Genomic DNA, 22934 nt, shown 5'->3' on the forward strand with positions numbered 1-22934 from the left:
AACTCAGGAAGGTTTTCATCGATAAAAATGCCAAAATCCCCATATTTAAATTCTGTGTTTAATTTCTGCTGTTATTATGCAGACCAAAACTATATGCTGTATGCATGTGTGGTAATATGTATGCAGTCAACATCAATCAGGATTCAACAGAAGACCCGTGAGAGTCTCTCAAGGCTGAAAAAGCATCCCCGGGAGTCTTTTGACGATGTTATAACAAGGCTTATTGATGCGAATGCCGATGACGAACCTTTAAGTGAAGAGACAATACAGGCGATTGAAAAATCGCTTAAAGAATACAGGGAAGGAATATACTATACACATGAAGAAATCCTCGCAGACCTCGGTATTTCCGAAACCACTTTGGAATCAGGCGTTTGCGAAACGCCGGAAGAAAAATACCCCACCGGCAAAAAAACGAAAAAAGAGAAGGACGCCTGATGGTCTGGAAGCTTCGTTATTCATCATCAGCAGGGCATTCACTTAAAAAAATGCCACGGGAAACAGTATTCATGCTTCTTTCTAAATTAAAGGCTTTATCGGAAGAGGATGATCCAAGACTCTATTTAAAAGAGCTAAAGGGATTTGAAAACCCGCATTTTTATTCTCTCAGGGCAGGCCAGTACAGGGCTGTCATGACTGTTCTTGACGATTTACTTGTAATTTATGTTGTTGAGGCAGGTCATAGAAGCAGTGTGTACAGAAAGTTTTGAAGTTTTTTATCTCTAAAAAACACCCATCCGGCTGAGCAATATAATAATTATAAAACATAAATTCTAACTGATGGCAATAAAGGACTACAAAATTTTTGTAAGCTATGACCATGAAAATGATCAAAAATACCGGGATGAATTTGAAAGAATAATAGCATGTTCAGAAATTTCAACCGTTGATTCAGCTCCGATAACGGATATATCCGATATAACTGATAAAAAAAATATTGATTCGGATGTTGATAATGGAGCTGATGTTAATGCCGCTGCCGATGCAATCCGACAAAAAATACGGGATGAAATCTTACAGGATTCAGTCGTTACTGTTGTTTTAGTTGGAAAAGATACCTGGAAGAAGAAGCATATTGACCTTGAAATTGAGGCGAGCATCAGTCAGACAGAATCAAATCCCCGCTCCGGACTCTTAGGTATTCTCCTGCCGACCCACTCAGATTTGGAGAATAATCAGTATAGCTATGATACCATACCTCCAAGACTGCACAAAAATATTCAAAACGGATTTGCAAAGATGTACCCTTTCGATATTAATCTTTTAGTCATCCATAATTCTGTTCATGAGGCATTTGAAAGAACAAAATCCGTTGTTCCTGATAATTCATATCCTTTATTTACAGAAGATCTCAGTGGGGAGAACTGGGAGTAATTTTTCCCTATATCCATGATATTCATGGGTAAATGAGTTGGTGAAGATTTTTTAAATTATCTTCATTTTCCTAAAATTTTTAGGAGCCAATATTAATTGACCAAACTTGAAATATGGTATTGTGACAGGAAAAAGAGAAAATCTGTTGCAGACAAAAGATGAGTGAATTATCTTAAAAATTCATGGAGGATCAGTTATGACAAATGAGATCTTTGAGCATATCAGTGAGGAAGCACAACACATTCATGATGACCTTGAGCATGTTGGAAGGGACATTGATGAACTTGGGGCCCACCTGAAAAATCTTGATGAGCATTTACACCATTTAATGACCGAATTAAAAAATAAAGAAGTCCTTTAAAACCGCTACAATACCATAGTGAAAATGCGGGTCTATGAAAAAGACCACAGTCTTTTTCTTCTAAAATAACAGTAAAATTATCCGGTTTATCAACCAACACTCCTAATTAAACGGATACCTATTTTTCTATTCAGTTTTTTAAAAAGATGAAGTCTGATTAAAAGTTTCATCGCCTGTTTAATCCAATTGTTTTTTAAAATTTCGATGCAGGCTCTGATGTGTAGTATCCTGAAATGAGTTTTTTATGCCAGGAAATCATACCCTCTTTTTATACAAAAACCTACAATACCCTTAACACCATAGAATAAACTACAAATGTACCTCTTCTTCGATGTCGAAACAAACGGTCTTCCAAGACGCTGTTATCAGGGGCCGTTAAAAAATCAGGTTGTTCAGCCGAGGGTTGTTCAGCTTGCCTTTTCAAGATATTCAGAAGAAGGAGAAGAGATAAGCTCTTACAGTCGGATTATTTATCCGGAGGACTTTGAGATTCCTCTGAATGTTGTAAGGGTTCACGGAATAACAAAGAAAAGGGCACTTATGGAAGGACTTCCCGGTAATGAGGTTTTCGCTTCTTTTAACGCTGAAGCAAAAAAGTCAGAGTGCCTTGTTGCCCATAACTTCTCTTTTGACTATCCGGTTGTGTGTGCAGAACTCTTTCGTTATGGTCTGAAGAACGAAATTTCAGAAAAGACAGGGATTTGCACAATGAGGCCGAAACCGGTTAAGGACTTTTGTGCACTTCCAAGGAAGAACGGCGGGTATAAGGTGCCAAGGCTTTCCGAACTGCACGAAATTCTGTTCGGGGAGTCATTTGACGGTGCACACGATGCCGGTGCTGATGTGAGAGCATGTGCACGCTGTTTTTTTGAATTGAAAGAGAGAGGGGTTTTGTAGTTTTTTGTTAATTTTTCTTAAATGATTTAACAAAGATTGAACAAACTACAAATATCGCAAATATCGGTAATATAAGAAGAATTGGGCTCTGTCTTTTTTCTGCATTGCCTTTATTATCCTGTGCAATAGTTCCTGTCTCACTTTCCTCAACCGGATTTATGTATGAATTAAGATCAATAAACCAGATCTCGTATTTTGACGGATTATATCCTGTATATTCTTTCGGGTATGCTCTCACAAGAAGTTGCCCTTCATCGAATTCAACGATGTCACCGACCTCAAATTCGTCATTCCCGGAGACTATGATCTCTTTTTTATTTCCATCAGGGATGTGGTAGAGGAAGATTTGGCCATCATTTTTGTAAACAAGGTAATTCCCGTCAACGGCGTATGAATAGGCTTCGAATGTCCCCTGTTTTTCGTCAATATAAGTGTCTTCAAGTGTGTTGATATCAGTTGCATAAAGGGTGCTCTGACCATATTCATCCGACCCCCTGATGTATTTGGGCCATATTAGTATATCTCCTGAAAAACAGTCCTGGTTAATTCCCATGTTTCCTTCCAGGTACGAATAATTTGTCGATGATGGAATAGTAACTGACTTTACGGATTCTTCTGTAAAATTAGGTGACAATCTGAAGACTGTTATTCCATCTTCGGGAATTCTTACATTTGGTAAATCATAATCCAAACTCATTGCAGCTACTGCAATATTGTAATCTTCAAATCCAAGAGCATTATCAGTACTTTTATCATAGATGGTTGTTATTTTTTTGTCATCTTTTGAATATATGCGCAAACGGTGTAGATCAGTGAATTCTTCCCAATCGTACCATGATAGATCTCTGATCAAAACAAGATCATTATCTGCCCGTATATCCAGAATATAATGTCTGGAGATTATTTTCAGATTATCCGTCCCGTCAAAGCTGAATAACCCTTCGGTGATAGCTGCTGTGCCGTTAGGTGTAGTTGTATGTGTTGCAAGAGAGTAATATATTACACCATTCGATATGTCAAGACAATCAATATCCATCCAGAATGAAATCCAGTCATCTTTCTTTTTTTCTTCTGCAATTACTGCGGTGTCAAATGTCTTTGTTTCTCCTGTAGTGCTGTTCCAGATGTAAACAAAAGGATCATTATCAGTTTTACTGTATGCAACCTCTCCTTTGCTAAGCCCCATATGAGAAATCCTGTCAAGAGAAGGGTAATTAAAGACATTGCAGACATCCTTGTCGACATATGAGTAACTGGTGTTGATTACCGGGTTTTCCTCTGCACTGACTGTTGCAGGGAGCGCAGTCAATAAAAAAGTTATAGTAATCAAGATTAAAATTAACTTAAAATAGATAAACCCTTTTTTTGGGGGATTATATTTGTCAACTGGAATTTTGAATATCTTCATTAGGTAAAGTAATATTTTCAGTTTATATATCCTTTATTCCGAAAGTCTCTACAGAGAAAAAAAGATTTTGCAGGCATGTAGACACTTTCGGAATAATGCTTATTGTAATCTATATCTTATCGCATTAACGTAGACCACATACCCGGCACTGCTTATAAAAATCAAATTTTTATGCAAAAAGGGTGATAATCAGTTCTCTTTTTATTAGAGAATAAGAGATTGCCCGTCGCAGGTGTGATTCACACTTATACCGATATCATGAATCCTAAAAATGAAAAAAAAGACTAGAGATTTCTTAAAATCCTGCTGGGTGAATGTGATCAAAAATTGCAGAATTCATGGATATTAGGTAAAAAATAAGCGAGGAAAAAAATGAATACAAGAACAATTAAATTTTCTTTTATTGCCTGTCTTCTTTTTCTTTTAGTGGCAGGAACCGGAGTTGCAAGTGCATACTCCATATCTGCCCATGCAGATGAAAAACAGCTTGAGATAATAAAGGAGATCTACGGACAGGAAATGACTGAAGGTGAATACTGGGCGACTGTGTACCCTGAAGAGTATGCTAAGCTAAAAGAGAATCTCTCACCTGAAGAATTTGAAGATTTCAGTAATATGGAAAAATACTGGGGAGACGACCATCCGGAACTTCCGTACGGAGCGAATGTGTGGGATGAAAAAGGCCCCGTCTCTTTGACATCTTTCACAGATGAAGAGAAGAGCAGATTCGGGCTTGAAGACTTGAAGACAGATAAAAGTGGATATGTCATACAGGGATTAGATAATCCTGAATATCTTCTAGGCAAGCTTTCTTCAGTTCTGAAAAGTAAGGGTGGACTTGAACTTTATGCATATGATCTTCAGAATCTTGGATCTTCAATTAGATATAGAGGTTCTGGAAAAGTAATTGGAGGAACCGTATCTACAACACTGTCCCTTACAGTTGGATTATATGGAGATGGCAGTCTTGTGGATTCAGTTAGTAATTCATGGACTGGTGTAGGAGAATCAACGAAATCTCTTATTGATACATTCAATTATCCACAAACCGGTACGCTGTATCAGTCAAAAGTAACTGGGTCATCAAGTAATCCATCATACTCAGGTTTCACCTGGTCTCCCGGAAGACTTTGGCCATTTTGAATATGAACCATAGAACCAGTAAAAAATCTTGAGCAAATAAAGCATGCAGTTAAACTGAATGTCTTTAGAAACAGCTCAATTGAAGCATAGTTCATTGAAATAGAATGGAGGGCCACATAGGTCCTCCATAACTATTAAAATATATGTTTCAGAGGATCTGAATATTTTTATTTTTGACAACTGCTTTCCCATGTAAATATTATGCCATTAGGAATTGTATTTCAAAATGGCCATTTTGTGTAGATACTTTCGGAATAAACAGTATATAAAAGGGAAACATATCATTCAACAGATGATAAAAGTGTCTAAATTTCATGAAAAAAATTTAGTATCCCAAAAGGTGCACTGCAATTATATTACATTTATGTTTTCAATAGTAGTTCTCTTTTTTTTTATTGCAATTCCCGTCAGTGCAGAGGAATACCCAGTAATTAACACAAGCTACACATATATCGACGCTGGTACATGTGATGTTTTCACTTATCCTTCAACCGATCAATTTTCTCATCTGGGACTTAGTAAAGGAGAGGTTGCATACAGTAAAGACAAAGATCCTTTTGTATATATATGGAATAGTGAAACCGGGGAAATAGAATCATTTGATACTACAGAGATTGCAGAAGAAAATGATAACTGGATCTCCTTCTGGATGGAGATCCAGTGTCTTGATATTTCAAATGGAATTGCTTATTATTCTCTAAACATACATAAAACCACAACTACAGGTACCAGTGCTTCTCCAAAAGGATTATTCAGATATGATGGTCTAAAAAATGAAAATGTTGAGTATCTCTCAGATCACTGTATTGATGATCTGCTTGCTGATAATAATCTGGTTCTGATGAAGGATTCATGGTATGATCCGGAATCTTTTTCAGTTTTAGACAAATTACGTATCTATTCTAGTGACAGTGATGAATTAATTGCAATTGATAACCGAACCGACATCAGCGATCTGATTGGATTCGGAAAATATAAAGTTGTAACTCTTGCCCAAAGTCTGTATTCTCATATGCCCGGTGATCGAATTAAAAAAGATGGCATTGCAGTCTTTGATCTTAAACCTGCACTTACAGGAGGGCCTGTTAAAGAGATTAAGATTCCTGACGCAACCGACATCTCTTCAAATGAACAGATAAATGTGGATCAGGATTGTTTCTCGGATAATTATTTTGTCTGGACCAAGGGCATAAAAACAACCGATGTTGATAAAGATAAGTTCCAATGTACTCTTTATGCAACCGATCTGGGTACGCTTGAAAATACTGCTTTAGACTCCAAAGCTGACCTATCATTTGGGCTGTATTCTTATGCCGTCGATGGCGATTATCTGATCTACAAGAATGAAGAAAGGATCTTCCTGTATGAGATTCCAACCGGAGAAAAGAAAGAGGTCAGGATCTCTGGAAACGATGAATTTGCGGTTGGTGATATCGTTGAATTTGATGAAGGTCAGCTTTTGGTTAGGGCATACCCGAAAGAATATACGGGATACAATCCGTCAAAATACGAGATCTGGTTTATTGATCTCAATTCATACATAAATCCGGTTGAGAAAAGTGAACCTGAGATTACTAACTCAAATGATAATGACTCAGGAAAGGCTGAAACTCCGTTGTCTTCTGTAATTCCTATATCTGCACTTTTAACAGCAGGTGTCTTTTTCTTACAGCCTCCCGGGAAAAATAAAAAATAATCTTTACTTTTTTTTAATTCAGAAAGCATGTAGACACTTTCGGAATAATGCATATTTAAGCTCCTGTCCTACTATAGGATTGAGAATTACAGGCATTTTGTGTGCAGGTAATTCAGAAGTCAAAAAGTGGAGATGAAGAGTTATGAAAAATATGGGAATTAAAATAACGGCAGCGATATCGTTTTTGCTACTGATTTGGGTGGTATCAGGAACCGCAGGTGCATCTTCTGTATCCGCCGATGCAAACGAAAGTCAGCTGGAGTTAATAAAGGAGATATACGGGCAGAAGATGACTGAGGGGGAATTCTGGGAACTGGTATTTCCGGAAGAGTATGCAATGTTAAAGAAAAATTTTTCACCTGAAGAATTTGAAAATTTCTCAAAGATGGAGAAATACTGGGGGGATGACCACCCTGAACTTCCGTACGGAGCGAATGTGTGGGATGAGAACGGACCGGTAAACCTCAATGAAATCAGCGAAGAAGAAAAAGATGAATTAGGTCTTGAAGGTGTAATCGTCGATGACAGCGGTTATATCATTCTCGGTTTCAACAACGATGCCGAAGGAGCAAAAGAGAGGCTTGAGAGCTATGGAGATGTCAGCGGGGAAAATTTCCTCAATGGCCTGGCCGCAGGAATATATGATAATTCACCTTTCAAAGTCCCGGTAGAATTGATTAAAAGCCTCACAGAATTCATGGGGATTGTCGCCTGACAGAATCCTCATCAACTTTTTTTAGATCTAAAGGAAAAAACAGTTTGAGATTATAATGTAGACTGTTTCGGAATAATGCCTATATATAACCCGCACTATAAATATCTCTTATTATATATGACAACCAGACTGAAGGCATTATTCTCCAAAAAAAATTAAAAGGGCATGCAAATGATATTTATCAGTAGAAAATCGGTAAAAACAGGGTTCTCCATATTTATTGTCATAGTTATGCTCCTCTCTTATGCAGTGGCAGCAGAAAAACTGACAGGAGGTGGAGATGAGCCAAATTTGACAATAAAAGAACTCTGTAAAAAAAATATAACAACCACGGAAATTTATAATCTGCAAAAATACTGTGGAGACGAATATCCCGGGCTTCCATACGGCGCAAACATCTGGGACGAAAACGGTCCTGTAAATCTTAGTGCACTGAATAAATCGGAAAAAAAGAAATACGGGCTTGAATCTGCTCTTATAGGAGGCAATGGTTATGTCGTCCTCGGTTACATGAAAAATGAGATAGGAGAAGGCGAATCGATCCCTTTCTATAAACAAATGCCTGGCGAAACCGAAAATTTCACGATAGATCTAAACTGGATGAATACTAAAAGCAGGCTTAAACTAACAATCTTTGCACCTGACGGCATAATGGGGCCGTATTATGACGAATCCGACGGATTGGTTAACGGCAGGTTATTCCTCAGAATTTCAAGACCTGAAGGTGTCGAAAGCGGAGAATGGTATGTCGTTATAGAAGCCGAAAAAACAGAAGATAAACAGCCGTTTATTTATTTAATGTATTAAGGTAGTTCACATGAGAGGCAGGGAAAGAAAAATTACTTTGATTTTGACTACAGGAATTCTGCTAATAATTATTACAGGATTTATCGGAGTCGTCTCAGCAATAGAAACAGGAGGATATGTCGTCGAACCGGCGTATGGAATTTCGCCGGATTATACTAATATATATTTTGGAGATCTGTCGGGCGATTATGACTTCCTGCAAGGCCCCGGACCGGAGAAGATTGGGTACTGGGAACTTCCGATTATGATTATCCTTATCCTTATTGTTATAGGATTAATCTCATCCATTTTTTATACTGTTAAATTATTTTTATCAGGGAAAATTTCGTTTATATATGGGCTTTCCAAAATAAAAAAGAAAGATATCCTGGAGAATGAATCACGAAGAAAAGTTTATGATACAATTTTACAAAATCCTGGCATTCAGCTTTGTGAAATTGAAAAACTGACTGGTTTTACTAACAAAAACTCTGAATATCATATAAAAAAACTTCTCAGTTATAGTCTGATTGTGTACAAACAAACTTCCAGAGGAAAAGGCTATTTTCAGAATTCAAACACATATTCGTTGAAAGAAAAGATTGTTTATATGCATTCCAAAAATCCAACCGAAAAAAGAATAATTGAAATAATTCATGAAAATCCGGGAATTACAAGAAAAGAGCTCAGCGGGGTAATAAAAATTTCCGCACCATCTGTGAGCTGGTATATAACAGGACTTACCAATGATAATATTCTAAAAAAAGAAAGAGTGGGAACAAGGGTTCATTATTACATCAACGATTCTTTTAAGACTGACATTTCAAATCTAATAAATGAGAAAAAAGCAGTAGTATTCAATTATGAAATACCCTCTTAGGAAAAAATGGCGAAAACATCCCTTTAAGGACTTTTGTGCACTTCCAAGGAAGAACGGGGGGTATAAGGTACCAAGGCTTTCCGAACTCCATGAGATACTCTTTGGTGAGTCCTTTGACGGTGCACACGATGCCGGTGCTGATGTGAGAGCATGTGCACGCTGTTTTTTTGAATTGAAAGAGAGAGGGGTTTTGTAGTTTTTTGGTCAAAAATTTTTGGAACTTATAAGGTCTTTATTATATGAATTATATGAATTATATGAACTCAAATGCATTAAAATTAATTTTTGGCTCAGTATTAATTTTATAAGATTCCTGTGCAGGAATGCCTGAATTATCCCTGTTAGTTTTATTGTGCATAAAAGAGTCAGCTGAAGTCTCTTTTGGAGTTTCAATCTCTTCAGAAAGACCTCTTGTTCTCTTCCTGAATTCAACATGATGGCCTGAAGATAAAAAATTTTTAATTAAAAAAAATCCAATCCCCTTAAAAGCGAATGTCTGAGGCTCTGTTCCTGAATAAATAATTGAACCGTTATATATCTCTGAAAAATCGCCCAGACTGGATACACCTGCACTTTTCAGAAAAAGATTTATTTCATTATCTGTCGCAGTCTTCTTTTTGTTTATGAAACTAATTGAGAAATCCTGAGCTTTTAATGTATCATAAATAACAAAGCATTTGCCGGATTTATCACATAATCGTTTAATACTTTGGTTATCTGTCACTAATCCTTCGTTTAAATAATCCATTAATTCTGTCTGATATATACTGTCAGATGTTACTTTGTTAAAAGAAATTTTAACGGAATCAAATCCTGAATATTTGGCAGTAATATTGATTCCTAAAACGCTTTTAAGAACTTTACTGAGTAGTTCATTTGTAGACAATTCGATTGAAGCCTTATCTTTGTCCTCATAAGAGTCAGCAATGTTCCATTTAGGTTCATCTTTTCGAATAAAGGGTAGTTCTTTCTTTGGATTCTTTACAAATGAAGTAACAGGGCCCAGAATTTCAGGATGATCATTTTTATTTTTTGCTTTTGTTACGATTAGTGGAATGTAATCTCGATCAGGAAGAATGAAAAAATAACCCGCCTGAGCAAGCTTTTCAATCATGGCTGATCCTTTTATTCCAACAGGATTTGTTGACATATTTTTATTGCCCCCCACATATTTATTGAATCATTCATCACAAATACGATAAATGTTACTAAGCGGGTATAAAAAAAACACTTCAAAACCAAATCCCCCGGTATGAACTATTTTTTTCACTTGATCTGTTACATAAAGATGAAAGATAAGCCGCGTAATGAGATTTAATTTGCACAATCCTCTTTAAATCACGATTAAAAATTGCGAAAAAGAGTGAAGAATGATCTGTTTTTATCTCCAGAAAAAATCCATATATTATAATGAAAATTACGGCATTTTTATGCATTTCAATTTTACTTTTTGGCCTGTTTTTGATAACCGCTGGTTGCACAGGGACTGATTCTCCTAAAAGCGAAGTTATCATAAAAACTGATGAAAATAGAAGTTCTGAAACCTACAATTCTGAGAAATATCTGTCAAATGAAACACTGGTGGCCTTCGTTTGCAGTGCGGCTGAATATGTAAAACAACACGGCAAAGAAGAGGCACTTTCAGAGTTCAACAATCCAAACGGCTCGTTTATTGACGGCGAACTCTACATCTACGCATATACCTTTAATGGTACAACTCTTGCACACCCGGTAAATCCCGAAAAGGTGGGATTAAACCGTCTGGATGAGGGAGATACAGGAATATTTCTAAAAGAATGTATCGAATCCGTAAATAACGGAAGCGGGTTTAATACTATTAATTATTTAAATCCGGAACATAACTTAACACTTGAATCAAAACTGGTGTACGGGGTTAAAATAGATGATGAATGGTGGCTGGGCTCTGGAATATACACAGGTCCTGCCATTTCTTTAAACAGTTCAGAAGCGGATTCCTTGTAAAGCAAATGTGCCTAATTTGGCATTTTGCTTAAATTTCCAATTGTTTTTTTAAGATTATTTTTTTGAATCTGACTTTTTTAAATCCCCAAAAAAAATCAGAAAGATATCAGCTAATATTATATCAGTAAAATTCAGATATTACAACAACGCTGGATAATAATTATTCGTTATTTGTCTGGTTAATTAATCCGGGTGGAGTGGTTTTATGAAAAAATTTAATTTTATGGCTGTCTTGTCGGCAGTTTTTATTCTTGCTGTTTTTGCGGTATTTTCAGGATGCACCGGGCAGGATTTAAGTATGGATGTTTCAGATTCAAAAACAAAAAATGCTGTTGAAGATGATATGAAAGCAGTCTCTGAGGAGATTTCGTCATCAATTAATAAAGGGCTAATAGATCTCAGGTCAGGTATCTTAAATAATTCAAAGACTCTTACAGAAACCGGCTTAACAGGGGATGTGGCTGAAAAAGCGCTTTTAAAAAATCTTTTAAATTTCCCCTGGGCATTTTCGTCCCTTGTCATATCAGATGAAGGTGTTGTTTTAACAGCCGTTCCCAAAAATTATGCTGAGACTGTTGGGATGAATTTAAGCTGGCAAAAAGAGGTTTTGACAGCAAACGAAAAAAAGACGCCAATAGTTAGCGATGTCTTTGAAATGGCTGAAGGATTTACAGGCATATCACAAAGTGCTCCGGTATTTTCACCGTCCGGAAGATATGTAGGCTACACTGACATCACATACAGCCCCTATGAATTCATATTAAGGCAGGTAAAGCCCGCTGTTGGTAAAAAGCCCTATGATGTATGGGTTTCACAGGCTGACGGGACACTCATTTACGATACAAAAGAAGAGGAAGTCGGAAACAATCTCCTGACAGATGAAATCTACAACAATTCCACTCTTCAGTCTGTTTTAAAGAGAATCTTATCTGAAGAGACAGGAGTTTGTGAATACACATTTTCTGATCGCGACTGGAAAGAGGAGGTTTCAAAAACAGCTGTATGGACAACGGCCGGAATTGACGGTGCAGAGTGGAGGGTTGTTGTGACATACTCAGGTCTTGAAGAGACTGCAGAGCAGACAGCAGTTGCAGAAGATATAAGTGAGAGATTTGAAAACCTGAAATCCTTTGTCCAAAATGCAGCCAGACATGCAAAAGAGAGTGAAAAAGGTTCGGCAGTTATGGATTTCAACGACAGGGAAGGCTCTTTTGTTGATGGTGAATTATACATCTTCGCATACGAATATGATGGAACTGTAATTGCACTTCCGTTCCAAAAGGAGCTACTTCGAACAAAGCGTTTTGGAATTACTGATTCAAACGGCGTTAAATTCATAGATGCATCGGCAGAAATCGCCAAATCCGGCGGAGGATCACTTTATTATGTCTATCAGAATCCATCTCACAGATACAAAGAGGAGTTTAAGATTGCATATGTGCTTCCAGCCGGTGATGACTGGTACCTTGGAGCCGGGATTTACATGCCGGAATTTCCATGCAGTTTCAATGATACGGAAAAAGACGAGCTTGTAAAGCGTGTGAAAGCCGCTCGTGATTATGCACTTGAAAACGGAGTCGAAAAAGCCACAGCTGATTTCAACGACTTAAACATGAGTTTCGCTGACGGTAAAAACTACATCTTCGCATACGACTATTCCGGAAAAACACTTGCTCTGCCGCATCAGCCTGAATTAATCGGCGAAAACAGGTATGACTTTGAAGACACCTATGGTGTAAAAATAATACAATGGGAAATATCTGAGGCAAAATCCGGCGGGGGTTTTGTTTATGTTGAGTACTTAAATCCTGATACCGGCAAAAACGCTTTAAAACTCTGCTATGTTGAGCCTGTCGGTGATGAATGGCTTGTAGGTTCCGGAATTTATTCTGAGAGCCTTTAATAATATTATACCAGTTTCAATCCTTTTTTTAAAAGACGCAATATCAGCAATTATATTTCAAAAGAAAAAGTTAAAAAAATTGATTAAACCGGAAGAATCCTTCTTCCAAAAATGTCGTTTATCACTGCACCAATTCCCAAATACATCGCAAGAATGCCTGTAATTATACCCAAAAATCCTGCAAAGAGATGGAAGTACGTAATTCCTGTAAAGTTTGCAAGAGCTAGCAGGATAAATACAATTAAAAGCAGTGCAAATGTCATTCTAAGAATCATAAACATCTTAAATGTGCATATAAAAAGCCCTAAAACCAGAATTGTCCACGCCGCGAGAAATACGCCAAGGTCAATGGGGGTCGGTGCAGCCGAAAAACCTGAAAGAGGCAATATCAAAATCATCGCAAATGTTATCCAGAACAATCCGAAACTTGTGAAAGTTATAAGGCCGAATGTGTTTCCCTTTTTCCATTCCATAATTCCGACAATGACCTGTGCAAGACCACCGTACATAAGCATCATAGCAACAATTGCACTTGAAAGTGCAGTCACTCCTGCATTGTGAACGCTTAAAAGAATAGTAGTCATTCCAAAAGCACAAAGTCCGAGTGGTGCCGGATTTGCAGTGTTGTCAAGAATAAACAGATTGTTTTTATTCTTTTCATCAATAATTGTGTCCATAAAAAAATCCCCTGTCATGTGCAATAGTTCAGACTTTAAGAAGAATGAATTTTGAAAATGCACATTTAAGACCTATAATAACTTAACAGGTATATAAAAATATCTTCAGATTCATTCAGGATATGCCAAATTCATTCTGAAAATCTGTTCTGTTTATCACTAAAAACGTCCATGAAATTATATTTCATGCTAACTGTTTCATGTAAGTTACGAAGTAACTTTCATGTAAAAGTGTATGACTAGGATGAAGAAAACTTCATCCAGACTCATCCTATATATTTATTGCCGATGAAATTATAAAAATAAAAAAAAGTGGTTAAACTATGAAGGCGGTAATAATTTATCATTCGTACTCAGGCATCACTCGGGGTGTTTCTGAAAAAGTGCATGAGGCAGTCGGCGGCGATATTGTGGAAGTAAAGCCGGTTAAAAACTATTCAAAGCTTTCTGCATACACTACCGGGTGCATGCGGGCAAGAAAGGGCGAATGTGATTTAATTGAGTCTGAAACAATAGATGTATCTGATGCAGATGTAATTGTAATCGGAACACCTGTCTGGGCATTTCGTGCAACTCCGGCTGTTAATGCCGCGGTTGAGGCGCTTTTTGGCTGTAGTGAAAAGCCGGCTGTAATATTTGCAACCTGCGGTGGTAAGGAGGGTGAGACCCTTACAAAGTTATCTGAAGCACTTTCAAAAAAAGGTGTAATAGTTAAAAAACAAATTGTCTTTAACAAAGATGATGTAGAAGATGAATCCAAAATAAATGAGCTTATCACAGCAATAAAATCAGCAGGCGGCATCTGATTTGTTATGAAAGCCAAAATTCCTGATAAACTTTCATCACTTTTTTGTGTGATGAAAAAAGCTCATCATGTGCGTTTGCTATGAAAATCACTTTGTGATTTACATGAAACTGTTGCATGAAACCTTAGTTTCATGAAACGTTTTTTTAAAAAAAGCTGTATTTTTCTCTAAAGAGAAAATAAATCCCGTATTTTCACAATAAATTCATCTTTTGCAAGACTGCATCTCTTTATATTTTTATTAATCAATTGAATAATGTTGAGAATTCATGACTTTTATGAAGAAGTTATCCAAATTAAAAGCGACATTATATGCAATATTTGTAATATTTTTAATATTTTCTGCGGCAGGATGCACTGATGCACCGGGCAATAACGAAACTGATTCTCTAACAGCAGGTTATCTGATGAATGAAAGTATAAAAAATCCGGTGAAGGCACATTATAACCCGGGTGAAATAACATCTTTTTACAATTCCGCTGAGGATTTAACCAAACAATCCCTGGATTTAATTGTAGAGATTCCGCCTGAGAAAAAAACGTTTGAAAATACAATGATTGCTTATGAAAAAACAATTTCTGACTTTAATGACTGTGTACAGCCGCTTAATATAATGGGGTACGTCTATCCTGACTCTGAAATTTCAGGGGAGGGGATGGAGTGTGAAGAGAGATATAGCAGATTCCTGACTAATGTTTCAAGCCGGCGTGATCTTTATGATGCTCTAAAAAGCGTCACACCGTCAAACTCCGATGAAAAACGGCTGTATGATGTTATAATCCGTGAGTTTGAGAAGAACGGACTTTTCCTTTCAGATGAGAAACTTGCACATGTAACAGAGATGAGAAAAGAGCTTTCAACTCTTGAATTACGATTTAGTGCTAATTTAAATAACGATGATACAAAGCTTGTATTTTCAAAAGAAGAATTAAAAGGTGTTCCCGAGTCATCATTATCATCCTTTGAAAAAACGCCTGCCAAAGATTACATTGTCACAATGAAGTCTCCTGATTACAATGCAGTTATGACTTATGCGGACTCTGAAAATACACGCTTTATAATGTATAAATCATACTTCACAAAGCAGGGAGAGGAGAATACTTTACTTCTTGAAGAGGCGCTTGTCTTAAGGCAGAATATCGCTGAAGAGCTTGGATATGAATCCTGGGCTGATTATAAAACAGACGGCAGGATAGCTAAGAACTCATCAAATGTCATGGAATTTTTAAATGCCCTTAAAGATACCTTAAAAGAAAAGAACGCAAATGAAAATTCCGAACTTCTGGAGATTAAAAAGCGGACGTTTCCTGATTCAGAAGAACTTTTCCCGTGGGATGTCTACTATCTTTTAAACATCAAAAAGATGGAGGATTACTCATTTGATGAAGAAAAGGTCAGGGAATATTTCCCGCTTGACAGAGTCTTAGACGGAATTTTTGCAACCTATGAAAAATTGTTTGGTGTAAATTTCAGGAAATCAGAAAATATTGATGTCTGGCATCCTGATGTCTATGTATATGAGGTTTCAGATGAGCTGAGCGGAAATGTAATTGGGTATCTTTATCTTGACTTATTCCCGCGTGATTTAAAATATAATCATTTTTGTGCGGCCGGGTTAAAAGGCAGAAGTGTTTCAGGTGATTCTTATAATCCGCCGGTATTACTGATAATCGGAAATTTCAACAGTCCCGGTTCAGATAAGCCGTCACTTTTGAAAATTGATGAGATAAGTACACTCTTTCACGAAACAGGCCATGCAATGCACTTCCTTTTGACAGATACGCCTTACAGATCACTTTCAGGATTTGGGGTTGAGATGGATTTTGTTGAAACTCCGTCACAGGCAATGGAGGAGTGGGCATATGATCCTGAAATTTTAAAATCAATCTCAGGGCATTATAATAATTCGTCTGAAAAGATCCCGGACGCCCTTTTAGCAGATGCAGTTTCGACAAGAAATGTTGAAAATGTCAATACCTACACACGTGTTCTTGCTGATTCATTCAGGGATATGAAATTCCATACAACAAAAGGGCCGGTTAACACAATGGAAATGTCATATGAAATATATGAGGACATTAACGGTCTTAAACTTCCTGACGGAATCAGAAGTTCAGCATCATTTGGTCATGTAATGGCAGACTATGATGCCGGATACTACGGATATCTCTGGTCGAAGGTATATTCAATGAATATTGTTGATGAGTTCAAAAAATCCGGCATGACAAACAGGACAACCGGCATGAAGTTTAGAGAAGAAATTCTTGCAAGGGGAAATATGGAGGACGGAGATGTCCTTCTTGAGAATTTCTTAGGTGAAAAGCCAAATCCTGATGCATTAAATATCCTTCTTAACAGATGATGGTTAGTAAAAAAAGGTTTAAAAAAGTAAAAACAAAGATAAAAACAAATTTTTTACCGGAATTTAAAAAAAGGACCTGATTAAAACTTTTACCAGATAATAAAAAAATATAAAGGAATTTTTAAGAAATGAGTGACTCAAAAAATAATAAATCATATAGGCAGATTTTTGACGGGGTTATTGAGGCAACAATAAAAAACGCTCAAAAAATTGCCTCAAAAAATCCGGGCCTTATTCTGACCGGTGCGAAGATAGCATATCACCAGAAAAGAGCGGCAGGCATACGTGCTGAATATGAAAAAAAGGGTGTTGTCGTCCCGGGTGTTATTATGTTCTCACTTCAGTCGAGGTGCAATCTGACATGTAAGGGGTGCAATATTAATGAATGTGACTCCTTCCAAAAAAGGTCGGATATGACTGATGATGAAATTATAAGCACAATATCTCAGGCAAAAAAAATTGGTGTCTCAGCCGTTTTATTTTCAGGCGGCGAACCATTGCTTAAACTTCCTTTAATCCTTCAGCTTGCAAAGATGAATCCGGAAATTTTATTTTTGGTTTTCACAAACGGTCTTTTAATAGATGAAAAAGCGGCAAAAATAATTGGAAAGTGTAAAAATATCGTTCCCATGCTGTGTCTTGAGGATTTTCCTGATAAAAGTAACGTTTTTTGTGGAACAGAAGAATATAAAAAGCTCATTGATACCTGTCATAGTATTTCCAAAAGAGGAATGTTTTTTGGTTCTTCTCTGACTGTAACAGCAGAAAATATTAATTCTATAACAGATGAAAATTTCATCAGAGATATGGTTTCAGGAGGCGTTTTGGCTTTTGTTTTTGTTGAGTATGCGCAAATAGATGACAAAACAAAAAATCTTTCTTTAACAAAAGATCAGAAGTCACTTCTTGGCGAAAAAATCAGGAAGTATTCGGAGATGTTTCCTGCTGTCTTTATTAGTTTTCCCGGAGATGAGGAGAATTTTGGCATGTGTCTTGCCGCCGGAGGCGGTTTTTTACACGTAAGTCCGGATGGGAGTCTTGAGGCATGCCCTGCGGCTCCTTTTTCAGACACAAATCTTAAGGAAGTGTCATTAACTGAGGCTTTAGGTTCTGAACTTCTGCGAAAGATAAGGGAGAATAACGGTATTTTAACTGATTCCGGTGGAGGATGTGTTCTTTTTCAAAAAGAGGAATTCTGATAAAAGCCTTTTTTTTAAAAAGTAATAAATTCTCAATTTTTATTGTTAATCTCTGTACTTCTTTGAATCTTTTTCAAAACGGTTTTCCACTGAGGAGTTATTAAGAAACTCTCATCCATAAATCCGATTACTGTCTCAAATCTCTTCATTGGAAAAGCCATTGTGAATATATCATTTGGAACACATTTTCTTGCAGAGGGATCAAACATCCCTAAAACGACTTTTGGCTCGTCTTTTTGCTGTTCAAGCCAGGGGTAGAGAAGAATTGAACTACAGCCGGAACCCATCGGGCAGATTACACCGAAGGGTGACGACTGGTCATAATTTGCAAGTGTGAAAAGACCGCTCATAACTTCAGGGCGGGCGAAAAATACAATAACTTCGGGATTGTCGTTTTCTTTTAGTTTGTCCCATCGCTTTATGTGAAGGTATTTTTTATGCGGCGGATATTTTGGGATTTGCTTTTCCCAGTCATCGACAATTTCAGGCGTTTGTTTGTATCTTTCACCATCTACAATGCCTTTTTTTCCGTATGAGAGGAAATACCTGAAGTTTAAATGAATCGAATCTGAATATCCTGAATACCGAAGACCGCCGCCGCAGGTTATTGATTTTTCTGTGAATACAATTGAATCCCCGCTTCTTGCCTTTGCAATCTGGCAGATTATACACCTCCACCCGCGGGGAGTCTCTACAAGTTCGCCATCATCTGCATTGTCTTTAAATTCAATTGAAACCGGAAGATCTGAACCGGGAAAATACTTCTCCCACGATTCAGTGAATCTGTCGCGAAGTAATATGTCCATGTCCAATCTGTAAACGTCCGAGACGAAAAAGATACCGCACACAAGATACCGGCCATAAAGTATCATTCATCTGTAACTATCCAAAAGGTACCTGATTGAAGGTGCAAAAAAAGATAATGTCTAAAAAAACAGGATTTATCAATTTTTGTTTCAGAGACAAATTTTCAGATGCAAAGGATAATTCTTTAAAAAAATAAGGAAATTATGTTGTTAGTTTCCCGCTAATTTTATCAGTTCAAATCTCCGGAAAAATATTTCAGTCAGAAGGTAAAATCTAAAAAAGATATAAGAAATTATTTTAAATTTAAAAAATGAGTAACCGGGTAATTTAAAAAAAATCCTTAAGAATCTAAAAATTTTCGTTTACTTTAATTTACGGAGCAAAAGATATGGCTGACTTAAACATCAGTGATGAGTGCAGAAAGCTTGCAAACCTTCACACACGCGGCGAATTAGGCACGGGGATTTCCAAAATTGTTCAAAACTACACTCAGCGAGATCTTAAACGGATGGAGTGGAACTTTTCTGAAAGTGTCCGGGGTATAGATGTTTCCTACAAAAAAAAGCTTGAAAAAACAATAAGGGAGTATCTGTATCAAACCTGGGAAAAAATCCGCCTGTTAAGCCAGCAGGGCGGATTTTCGCCGATGAAAGATGAACTTTCTAAAAAGGCAGGAGAATTTTGGGTGATGACTGCCCGTGAATGTGCAAAAAATTGTGATGTAAATCCGGAAATCTGCCGCATCCGCTTTTTAAAATATCTTCTTGCCGGATTTTCAATTTATGTTTTAGAAGTTCCGCCGCATCCTGTTGGAATGCCGTTTCCTGGCGGTGATGCCGTTTCATTATTAGATGGTGTGTATTACTGCCCTGTAAGGGATAAATCCGGCGATGTTGACTCTGCTCTGTGCCCGTTTTGCCCTGCAAAACAAACCCCTGAATCAGGCTACTTAAAGCCGCCTGTTAAGGGAAGCGAGCATCGAAAACAGGAATATCTTAAAAAGACCTTTGATTTCCATCATTATAACGGGTAAATTTTAGCAGTGATTTTATAGAGCCTGCAAAAAATTTCCCCTGGTATGCCCGGGATATTAGTACCGGGGTATACTTAATTTTAAAAATTATTTGGGTATATTTCTTTTTAGAAAGTCAAGAGCGTATTTTTGTACCTCTTTTGACTTAGGGTTTATCCAGAAGCAAAGGTGGGAGCCTTCTTCAACCCAGATACGCTCTGCATTTTTGATATGTTCATAGGCATAGACGCCGTCATAGAACTTTACGTCTGCGTCATGTGTTCCGTGTACAACAAGTGTCGGGCATTTGATCTTTTCAACAGGCAGGTGGCGGATAGTCCGGCTGATATCTACGTCGTTCATCGTGCCTGCTTTGCGGGGCTTGTAGGGATACATTGTATTCATGAAAGCTGTAACGAATTCGTGTGCATACGGGTCATTTAAGACAAAATCAAGGTGTTTTTTCATCTGCTCCTTTGTGTAATACGCCTCGCTCCTGAAGATCTCTTTTATGAATGAATCAGGCTTTGCTTTTGTCATCTTCTGCAGGAGTTTCTGTCCGGGATCGGAAAGGAAGATAATCTGGGCAACCGGTCCTGCTGTTTCCGGCAGATCATAATAACCGCTTATTGAATCAGCTGTAATAAGAGCCCAGATCCTGTCCGGGTGGCGGGCTGCAAAGGTGTATGCTGCAAGACCGCCGGCAGATATTGAGAATACCGCAACTTTATCTATCCCAAGCTCGTCGAGAACTGCTGCAAAAAGATCTGCCTGTTCATCAAGAGACTTTCCGCTTTCAAGCGGTGTACCGAGGAATCCCGGGCGGGAGACTGATAGAAGCCTGAAATCAGAGCCTGCAAAGTCAATTGCCGCACGACACTGATCAACACCGCCGTGGACTGTTCCGTGACTGTTTTTGTGCTTCTCCTCAATTTTCATTGAAACACGGGCAATGCCATTTTCTGCTTTTATTAATTCAATACCTGCTTCGCAGGCAAATTTGTCTTCAGCTAAAAAATCAGATGCCGGCTCTGCTTCTTTTTGTTCATACATATGATGAAACTTAAGTCTTTACAGACATTAATTTTTGCAGATCGCTGATAACAGTTCTTGTAAGCGAAATAACTTCCAAACCAAAACCCAAAACAATAATTCAGGAACTAAAAACAATCAAAAAACTATATATTATTTAAATTATATTTTCATATTATATCATGTTCAAACTGCGCAATGATTCAACATATCTTATGCCTGCACATTTTGGAGGCGGCAGATTTGACCCGGAAAGGGTTGTGCATCAGAGAACAACAACCCTTACACTTACCTACAAAACCGAAAAAAAACTTCTTGAACAGTATATTCCAGAGGAATTTGAGCTTCTGTCGCCAAAAGTGCAGGTTGTCTTTAGCAAATTTACAGAGATTGACTGGATGCAGGGTGGAATGTACAACCTAATTAACATTGCATCGCCTGTCCGTTTCACAGGCAAAAAAGACACTCTTGAAGGCTCATACACTCTTGTTGTATGGGAGAACAAAACAGCACCGATTCTTGGCGGACGTGAACAGACAGGCATTCCTAAAATTTATGCCGATATTGAGGATCTCCACATACAAAAGCCCCATTATGCCACAAATGCCAGTTATGAGGGAAATACTTTTTTAAATCTTGACTTTTTAGCAGAAGAAGAGATTCAGGGCGAAAATCTGGATGCCATAAAAGAAGAATTTTCGTCACTAAACACAATAGGCTGGAGATATATCCCCAAAGTCGGAGCGCCCGGTGCAGAACTCAGTCAGTTTATCCTTTATCCGCAGGGAATGAAGGTCGAGAGTGCTATCGAAGGAAGAGGAAGCCTGAAATGGACAAGCCTGACTCCTATGCAAAATCCTTCGCAGTACTACATCATAAACAGCATTGCGGCTCTTCCGGTTGAAAAGATAATAAATTCGGTTTTGTTTGAAGGAGATACCTTCCTGCATGCAACCGGTGCAAGAGTGATTGAGTAAAAAACCGGAAAAATCAAAATCAGACCGGAATTAAAAAAAAGAGCAATAGAAGTTAAGGAAAGAGGGTATATTATGACAGACAATGATTATTTCAAAGATAAAATCTGCATTGTAACAGGTGCAAATTCAGGAATCGGCTATGCAATATCAGCCGAAATTTTAAAAAGAGGCGGAATTGTTTATCTGGCAGGAAGAAGTCCTGAAAAAATTGCCAAAGCAAAAGATGACTTCTCAATATACGGAGATCGGGCCAGAGAGCTTATCATGGATGTTTCAGTCCAAAAAGATGTTGAAACAGGAATTTCAGGTGTTGTAAAAGAAGCCGGACGAATAGATGTTTTGTTCAACAACGCAGGTGTCGGAGGAACAATGCCGTTTGATAAGGCAACATATGAGGACTGGAAAAAAATAATAGATGTCAACATCTGGAGTGTCATCTATGGTGTCTCAGAAGCAGTACCTTATATGCTTAAACAGGGTTCAGGTCACATTGTCAATACAGGCTCTATTGCAGGAATCGTTCCGCCTCCTTTTCAGGCATTATACTCTTTAACAAAATACGGAGTTACAGGAATGACTGAGTGCTTAAAGTATGAATATGCCGAAAAAGGCCTTTTCTTCTCCGTAATCTGCCCGGCAAATATTGCAACCGCAATATTCAACAAGGGAGTTGACGGAGTAGCCCGTGGGGAATTAAGAATACCTGATGATGCATATCCGGCAGACAAAGCGGCATCTTATATTCTTGACCGTGTTTCAGAGAAAAAGGGAATCATAATTGTGCCGGAGGAGCCTTACACGGAAATGTGGAAAGGATATGTTTTGGGAAGCAATGAAGTTGAAGAGCATCTTTTTAAAATGGCTCATGAACGAAGAGAAGCCTTCGAAAACAAGGGTTCATATTTCTAATCAGGAT

General features: G+C 37.7%; 24 protein-coding genes. 19 read left to right on the plus strand and 5 right to left on the minus strand.

Going from position 1 to position 22934, the window contains the following annotated elements:
- Positions 1 to 120: 120 nt before the first annotated feature.
- From L1994_RS00550 to L1994_RS00570, 5 genes are all read left to right on the plus strand, one after another.
- A complete protein-coding gene (locus tag L1994_RS00550; RefSeq protein ID WP_278099757.1) occupies positions 121 to 438 on the plus strand; it encodes a DUF7557 family protein in 318 nt (105 codons plus the stop codon).
- Positions 438 to 710 carry a type II toxin-antitoxin system RelE family toxin gene (locus L1994_RS00555; protein ID WP_278099758.1) on the plus strand — a complete coding sequence of 91 codons (273 nt, stop codon included), beginning with the start codon at positions 438 to 440 and terminating at the stop codon, positions 708 to 710. The genes L1994_RS00550 and L1994_RS00555 overlap by 1 nt, the downstream gene beginning before the upstream one ends.
- A gap of 70 nt (positions 711 to 780) precedes the next feature.
- On the plus strand, positions 781 to 1374 hold the full coding sequence (locus tag L1994_RS00560) for a TIR domain-containing protein (protein ID WP_278099759.1): 594 nt from the start codon (positions 781 to 783) through the stop codon (positions 1372 to 1374).
- Between the two features lie 196 nt (positions 1375 to 1570).
- Complete coding sequence (locus L1994_RS00565; RefSeq protein ID WP_278099760.1) at positions 1571 to 1735, plus strand: hypothetical protein; 165 nt, start codon at positions 1571 to 1573, stop codon at positions 1733 to 1735.
- A gap of 315 nt (positions 1736 to 2050) precedes the next feature.
- The gene (locus L1994_RS00570; protein ID WP_278099761.1) at positions 2051 to 2632 is read left to right on the plus strand and encodes a 3'-5' exonuclease; all 582 of its coding nucleotides are present in this window, start codon (positions 2051 to 2053) and stop codon (positions 2630 to 2632) included.
- Between the two features lie 7 nt (positions 2633 to 2639).
- Here L1994_RS00570 and L1994_RS00575 read toward each other — a convergent pair whose 3' ends face one another.
- Positions 2640 to 3941 carry a hypothetical protein gene (locus L1994_RS00575; RefSeq protein ID WP_278099762.1) on the minus strand — a complete coding sequence of 434 codons (1302 nt, stop codon included), beginning with the start codon at positions 3939 to 3941 and terminating at the stop codon, positions 2640 to 2642.
- A gap of 471 nt (positions 3942 to 4412) precedes the next feature.
- Between L1994_RS00575 and L1994_RS00580 the strand changes: the two genes are divergently transcribed.
- The 6 genes from L1994_RS00580 (at position 4413) to L1994_RS00605 (ending at position 9456) form a co-directional block, all read left to right on the plus strand.
- A complete protein-coding gene (locus L1994_RS00580; protein WP_278099763.1) occupies positions 4413 to 5183 on the plus strand; it encodes a hypothetical protein in 771 nt (256 codons plus the stop codon).
- Positions 5184 to 5547: 364 nt separating this feature from the next.
- Positions 5548 to 6879: a hypothetical protein gene (locus tag L1994_RS00585; RefSeq protein ID WP_278099764.1), complete on the plus strand. Its 1332-nt coding sequence runs from the start codon at positions 5548 to 5550 to the stop codon at positions 6877 to 6879.
- Positions 6880 to 7021: 142 nt separating this feature from the next.
- Entirely contained in the window at positions 7022 to 7594 is a 573-nt protein-coding gene (locus tag L1994_RS00590) for a hypothetical protein (protein ID WP_278099765.1), read from the plus strand.
- Positions 7595 to 7765: 171 nt separating this feature from the next.
- Positions 7766 to 8401, plus strand: a complete 636-nt coding sequence (locus L1994_RS00595; protein ID WP_278099766.1) for a hypothetical protein — start codon at positions 7766 to 7768, stop codon at positions 8399 to 8401.
- Between the two features lie 10 nt (positions 8402 to 8411).
- Complete coding sequence (locus tag L1994_RS00600; RefSeq protein WP_278099767.1) at positions 8412 to 9260, plus strand: winged helix-turn-helix transcriptional regulator; 849 nt, start codon at positions 8412 to 8414, stop codon at positions 9258 to 9260.
- Positions 9244 to 9456 carry a 3'-5' exonuclease family protein gene (locus L1994_RS00605; RefSeq protein WP_278099768.1) on the plus strand — a complete coding sequence of 71 codons (213 nt, stop codon included), beginning with the start codon at positions 9244 to 9246 and terminating at the stop codon, positions 9454 to 9456. Before L1994_RS00600 ends, L1994_RS00605 begins: the two co-directional genes overlap by 17 nt.
- Before the next feature lie 57 nt (positions 9457 to 9513).
- Here the strand turns inward: L1994_RS00605 and L1994_RS00610 are convergent, their stop codons facing one another.
- Positions 9514 to 10410: a hypothetical protein gene (locus L1994_RS00610; protein WP_278099769.1), complete on the minus strand. Its 897-nt coding sequence runs from the start codon at positions 10408 to 10410 to the stop codon at positions 9514 to 9516.
- Positions 10411 to 10721: 311 nt separating this feature from the next.
- Between L1994_RS00610 and L1994_RS00615 the strand changes: the two genes are divergently transcribed.
- Both L1994_RS00615 and L1994_RS00620 read left to right on the plus strand, forming a co-directional pair.
- A complete protein-coding gene (locus tag L1994_RS00615) occupies positions 10722 to 11243 on the plus strand; it encodes a cache domain-containing protein (protein ID WP_278099770.1) in 522 nt (173 codons plus the stop codon).
- A 205-nt stretch (positions 11244 to 11448) separates the two neighbouring features.
- Positions 11449 to 13146 (plus strand): cache domain-containing protein, encoded by a 1698-nt coding sequence (locus L1994_RS00620; protein WP_278099771.1) that lies wholly within the window; start codon positions 11449 to 11451, stop codon positions 13144 to 13146.
- An 83-nt stretch (positions 13147 to 13229) separates the two neighbouring features.
- On the opposite strand, the gene L1994_RS00625 is transcribed toward L1994_RS00620, so the two are convergent.
- A complete protein-coding gene (locus tag L1994_RS00625) occupies positions 13230 to 13823 on the minus strand; it encodes an acetate uptake transporter (RefSeq protein ID WP_278099772.1) in 594 nt (197 codons plus the stop codon).
- A 323-nt stretch (positions 13824 to 14146) separates the two neighbouring features.
- Between L1994_RS00625 and L1994_RS00630 the strand changes: the two genes are divergently transcribed.
- The 3 genes from L1994_RS00630 to L1994_RS00640 all read left to right on the plus strand — a co-directional run bounded on the left by L1994_RS00630 (position 14147) and on the right by L1994_RS00640 (position 18190).
- Complete coding sequence (locus tag L1994_RS00630; RefSeq protein WP_278099773.1) at positions 14147 to 14629, plus strand: flavodoxin family protein; 483 nt, start codon at positions 14147 to 14149, stop codon at positions 14627 to 14629.
- 277 nt (positions 14630 to 14906) lie between these two features.
- Entirely contained in the window at positions 14907 to 16991 is a 2085-nt protein-coding gene (locus L1994_RS00635; RefSeq protein WP_278099774.1) for a M3 family metallopeptidase, read from the plus strand.
- Positions 16992 to 17119: 128 nt separating this feature from the next.
- Positions 17120 to 18190 carry a radical SAM/SPASM domain-containing protein gene (locus L1994_RS00640; protein ID WP_278099775.1) on the plus strand — a complete coding sequence of 357 codons (1071 nt, stop codon included), beginning with the start codon at positions 17120 to 17122 and terminating at the stop codon, positions 18188 to 18190.
- A gap of 32 nt (positions 18191 to 18222) precedes the next feature.
- On the opposite strand, the gene L1994_RS00645 is transcribed toward L1994_RS00640, so the two are convergent.
- On the minus strand, positions 18223 to 18996 hold the full coding sequence (locus L1994_RS00645; protein WP_278099776.1) for a DUF169 domain-containing protein: 774 nt from the start codon (positions 18994 to 18996) through the stop codon (positions 18223 to 18225).
- A 389-nt stretch (positions 18997 to 19385) separates the two neighbouring features.
- On the opposite strand from L1994_RS00645, the gene L1994_RS00650 reads away from it, so the two are divergent.
- On the plus strand, positions 19386 to 20030 hold the full coding sequence (locus L1994_RS00650; RefSeq protein WP_278099777.1) for a DUF2115 domain-containing protein: 645 nt from the start codon (positions 19386 to 19388) through the stop codon (positions 20028 to 20030).
- A gap of 87 nt (positions 20031 to 20117) precedes the next feature.
- Here L1994_RS00650 and L1994_RS00655 read toward each other — a convergent pair whose 3' ends face one another.
- Positions 20118 to 21062, minus strand: a complete 945-nt coding sequence (locus L1994_RS00655) for an alpha/beta fold hydrolase (RefSeq protein WP_278099778.1) — start codon at positions 21060 to 21062, stop codon at positions 20118 to 20120.
- Positions 21063 to 21223: 161 nt separating this feature from the next.
- Here L1994_RS00655 and L1994_RS00660 point away from each other — a divergent pair, with 161 nt between their 5' ends.
- A complete protein-coding gene (locus L1994_RS00660; RefSeq protein WP_278099779.1) occupies positions 21224 to 22018 on the plus strand; it encodes an acetoacetate decarboxylase family protein in 795 nt (264 codons plus the stop codon).
- Positions 22019 to 22090: 72 nt separating this feature from the next.
- Complete coding sequence (locus tag L1994_RS00665; RefSeq protein ID WP_278099780.1) at positions 22091 to 22927, plus strand: SDR family oxidoreductase; 837 nt, start codon at positions 22091 to 22093, stop codon at positions 22925 to 22927.
- Positions 22928 to 22934 lie beyond the last annotated feature (7 nt).

Origin of the sequence: Methanomicrobium antiquum (assembly GCF_029633915.1) — an archaeon.
Taxonomy (GTDB): Archaea; Halobacteriota; Methanomicrobia; order Methanomicrobiales; family Methanomicrobiaceae; genus Methanomicrobium; species Methanomicrobium antiquum.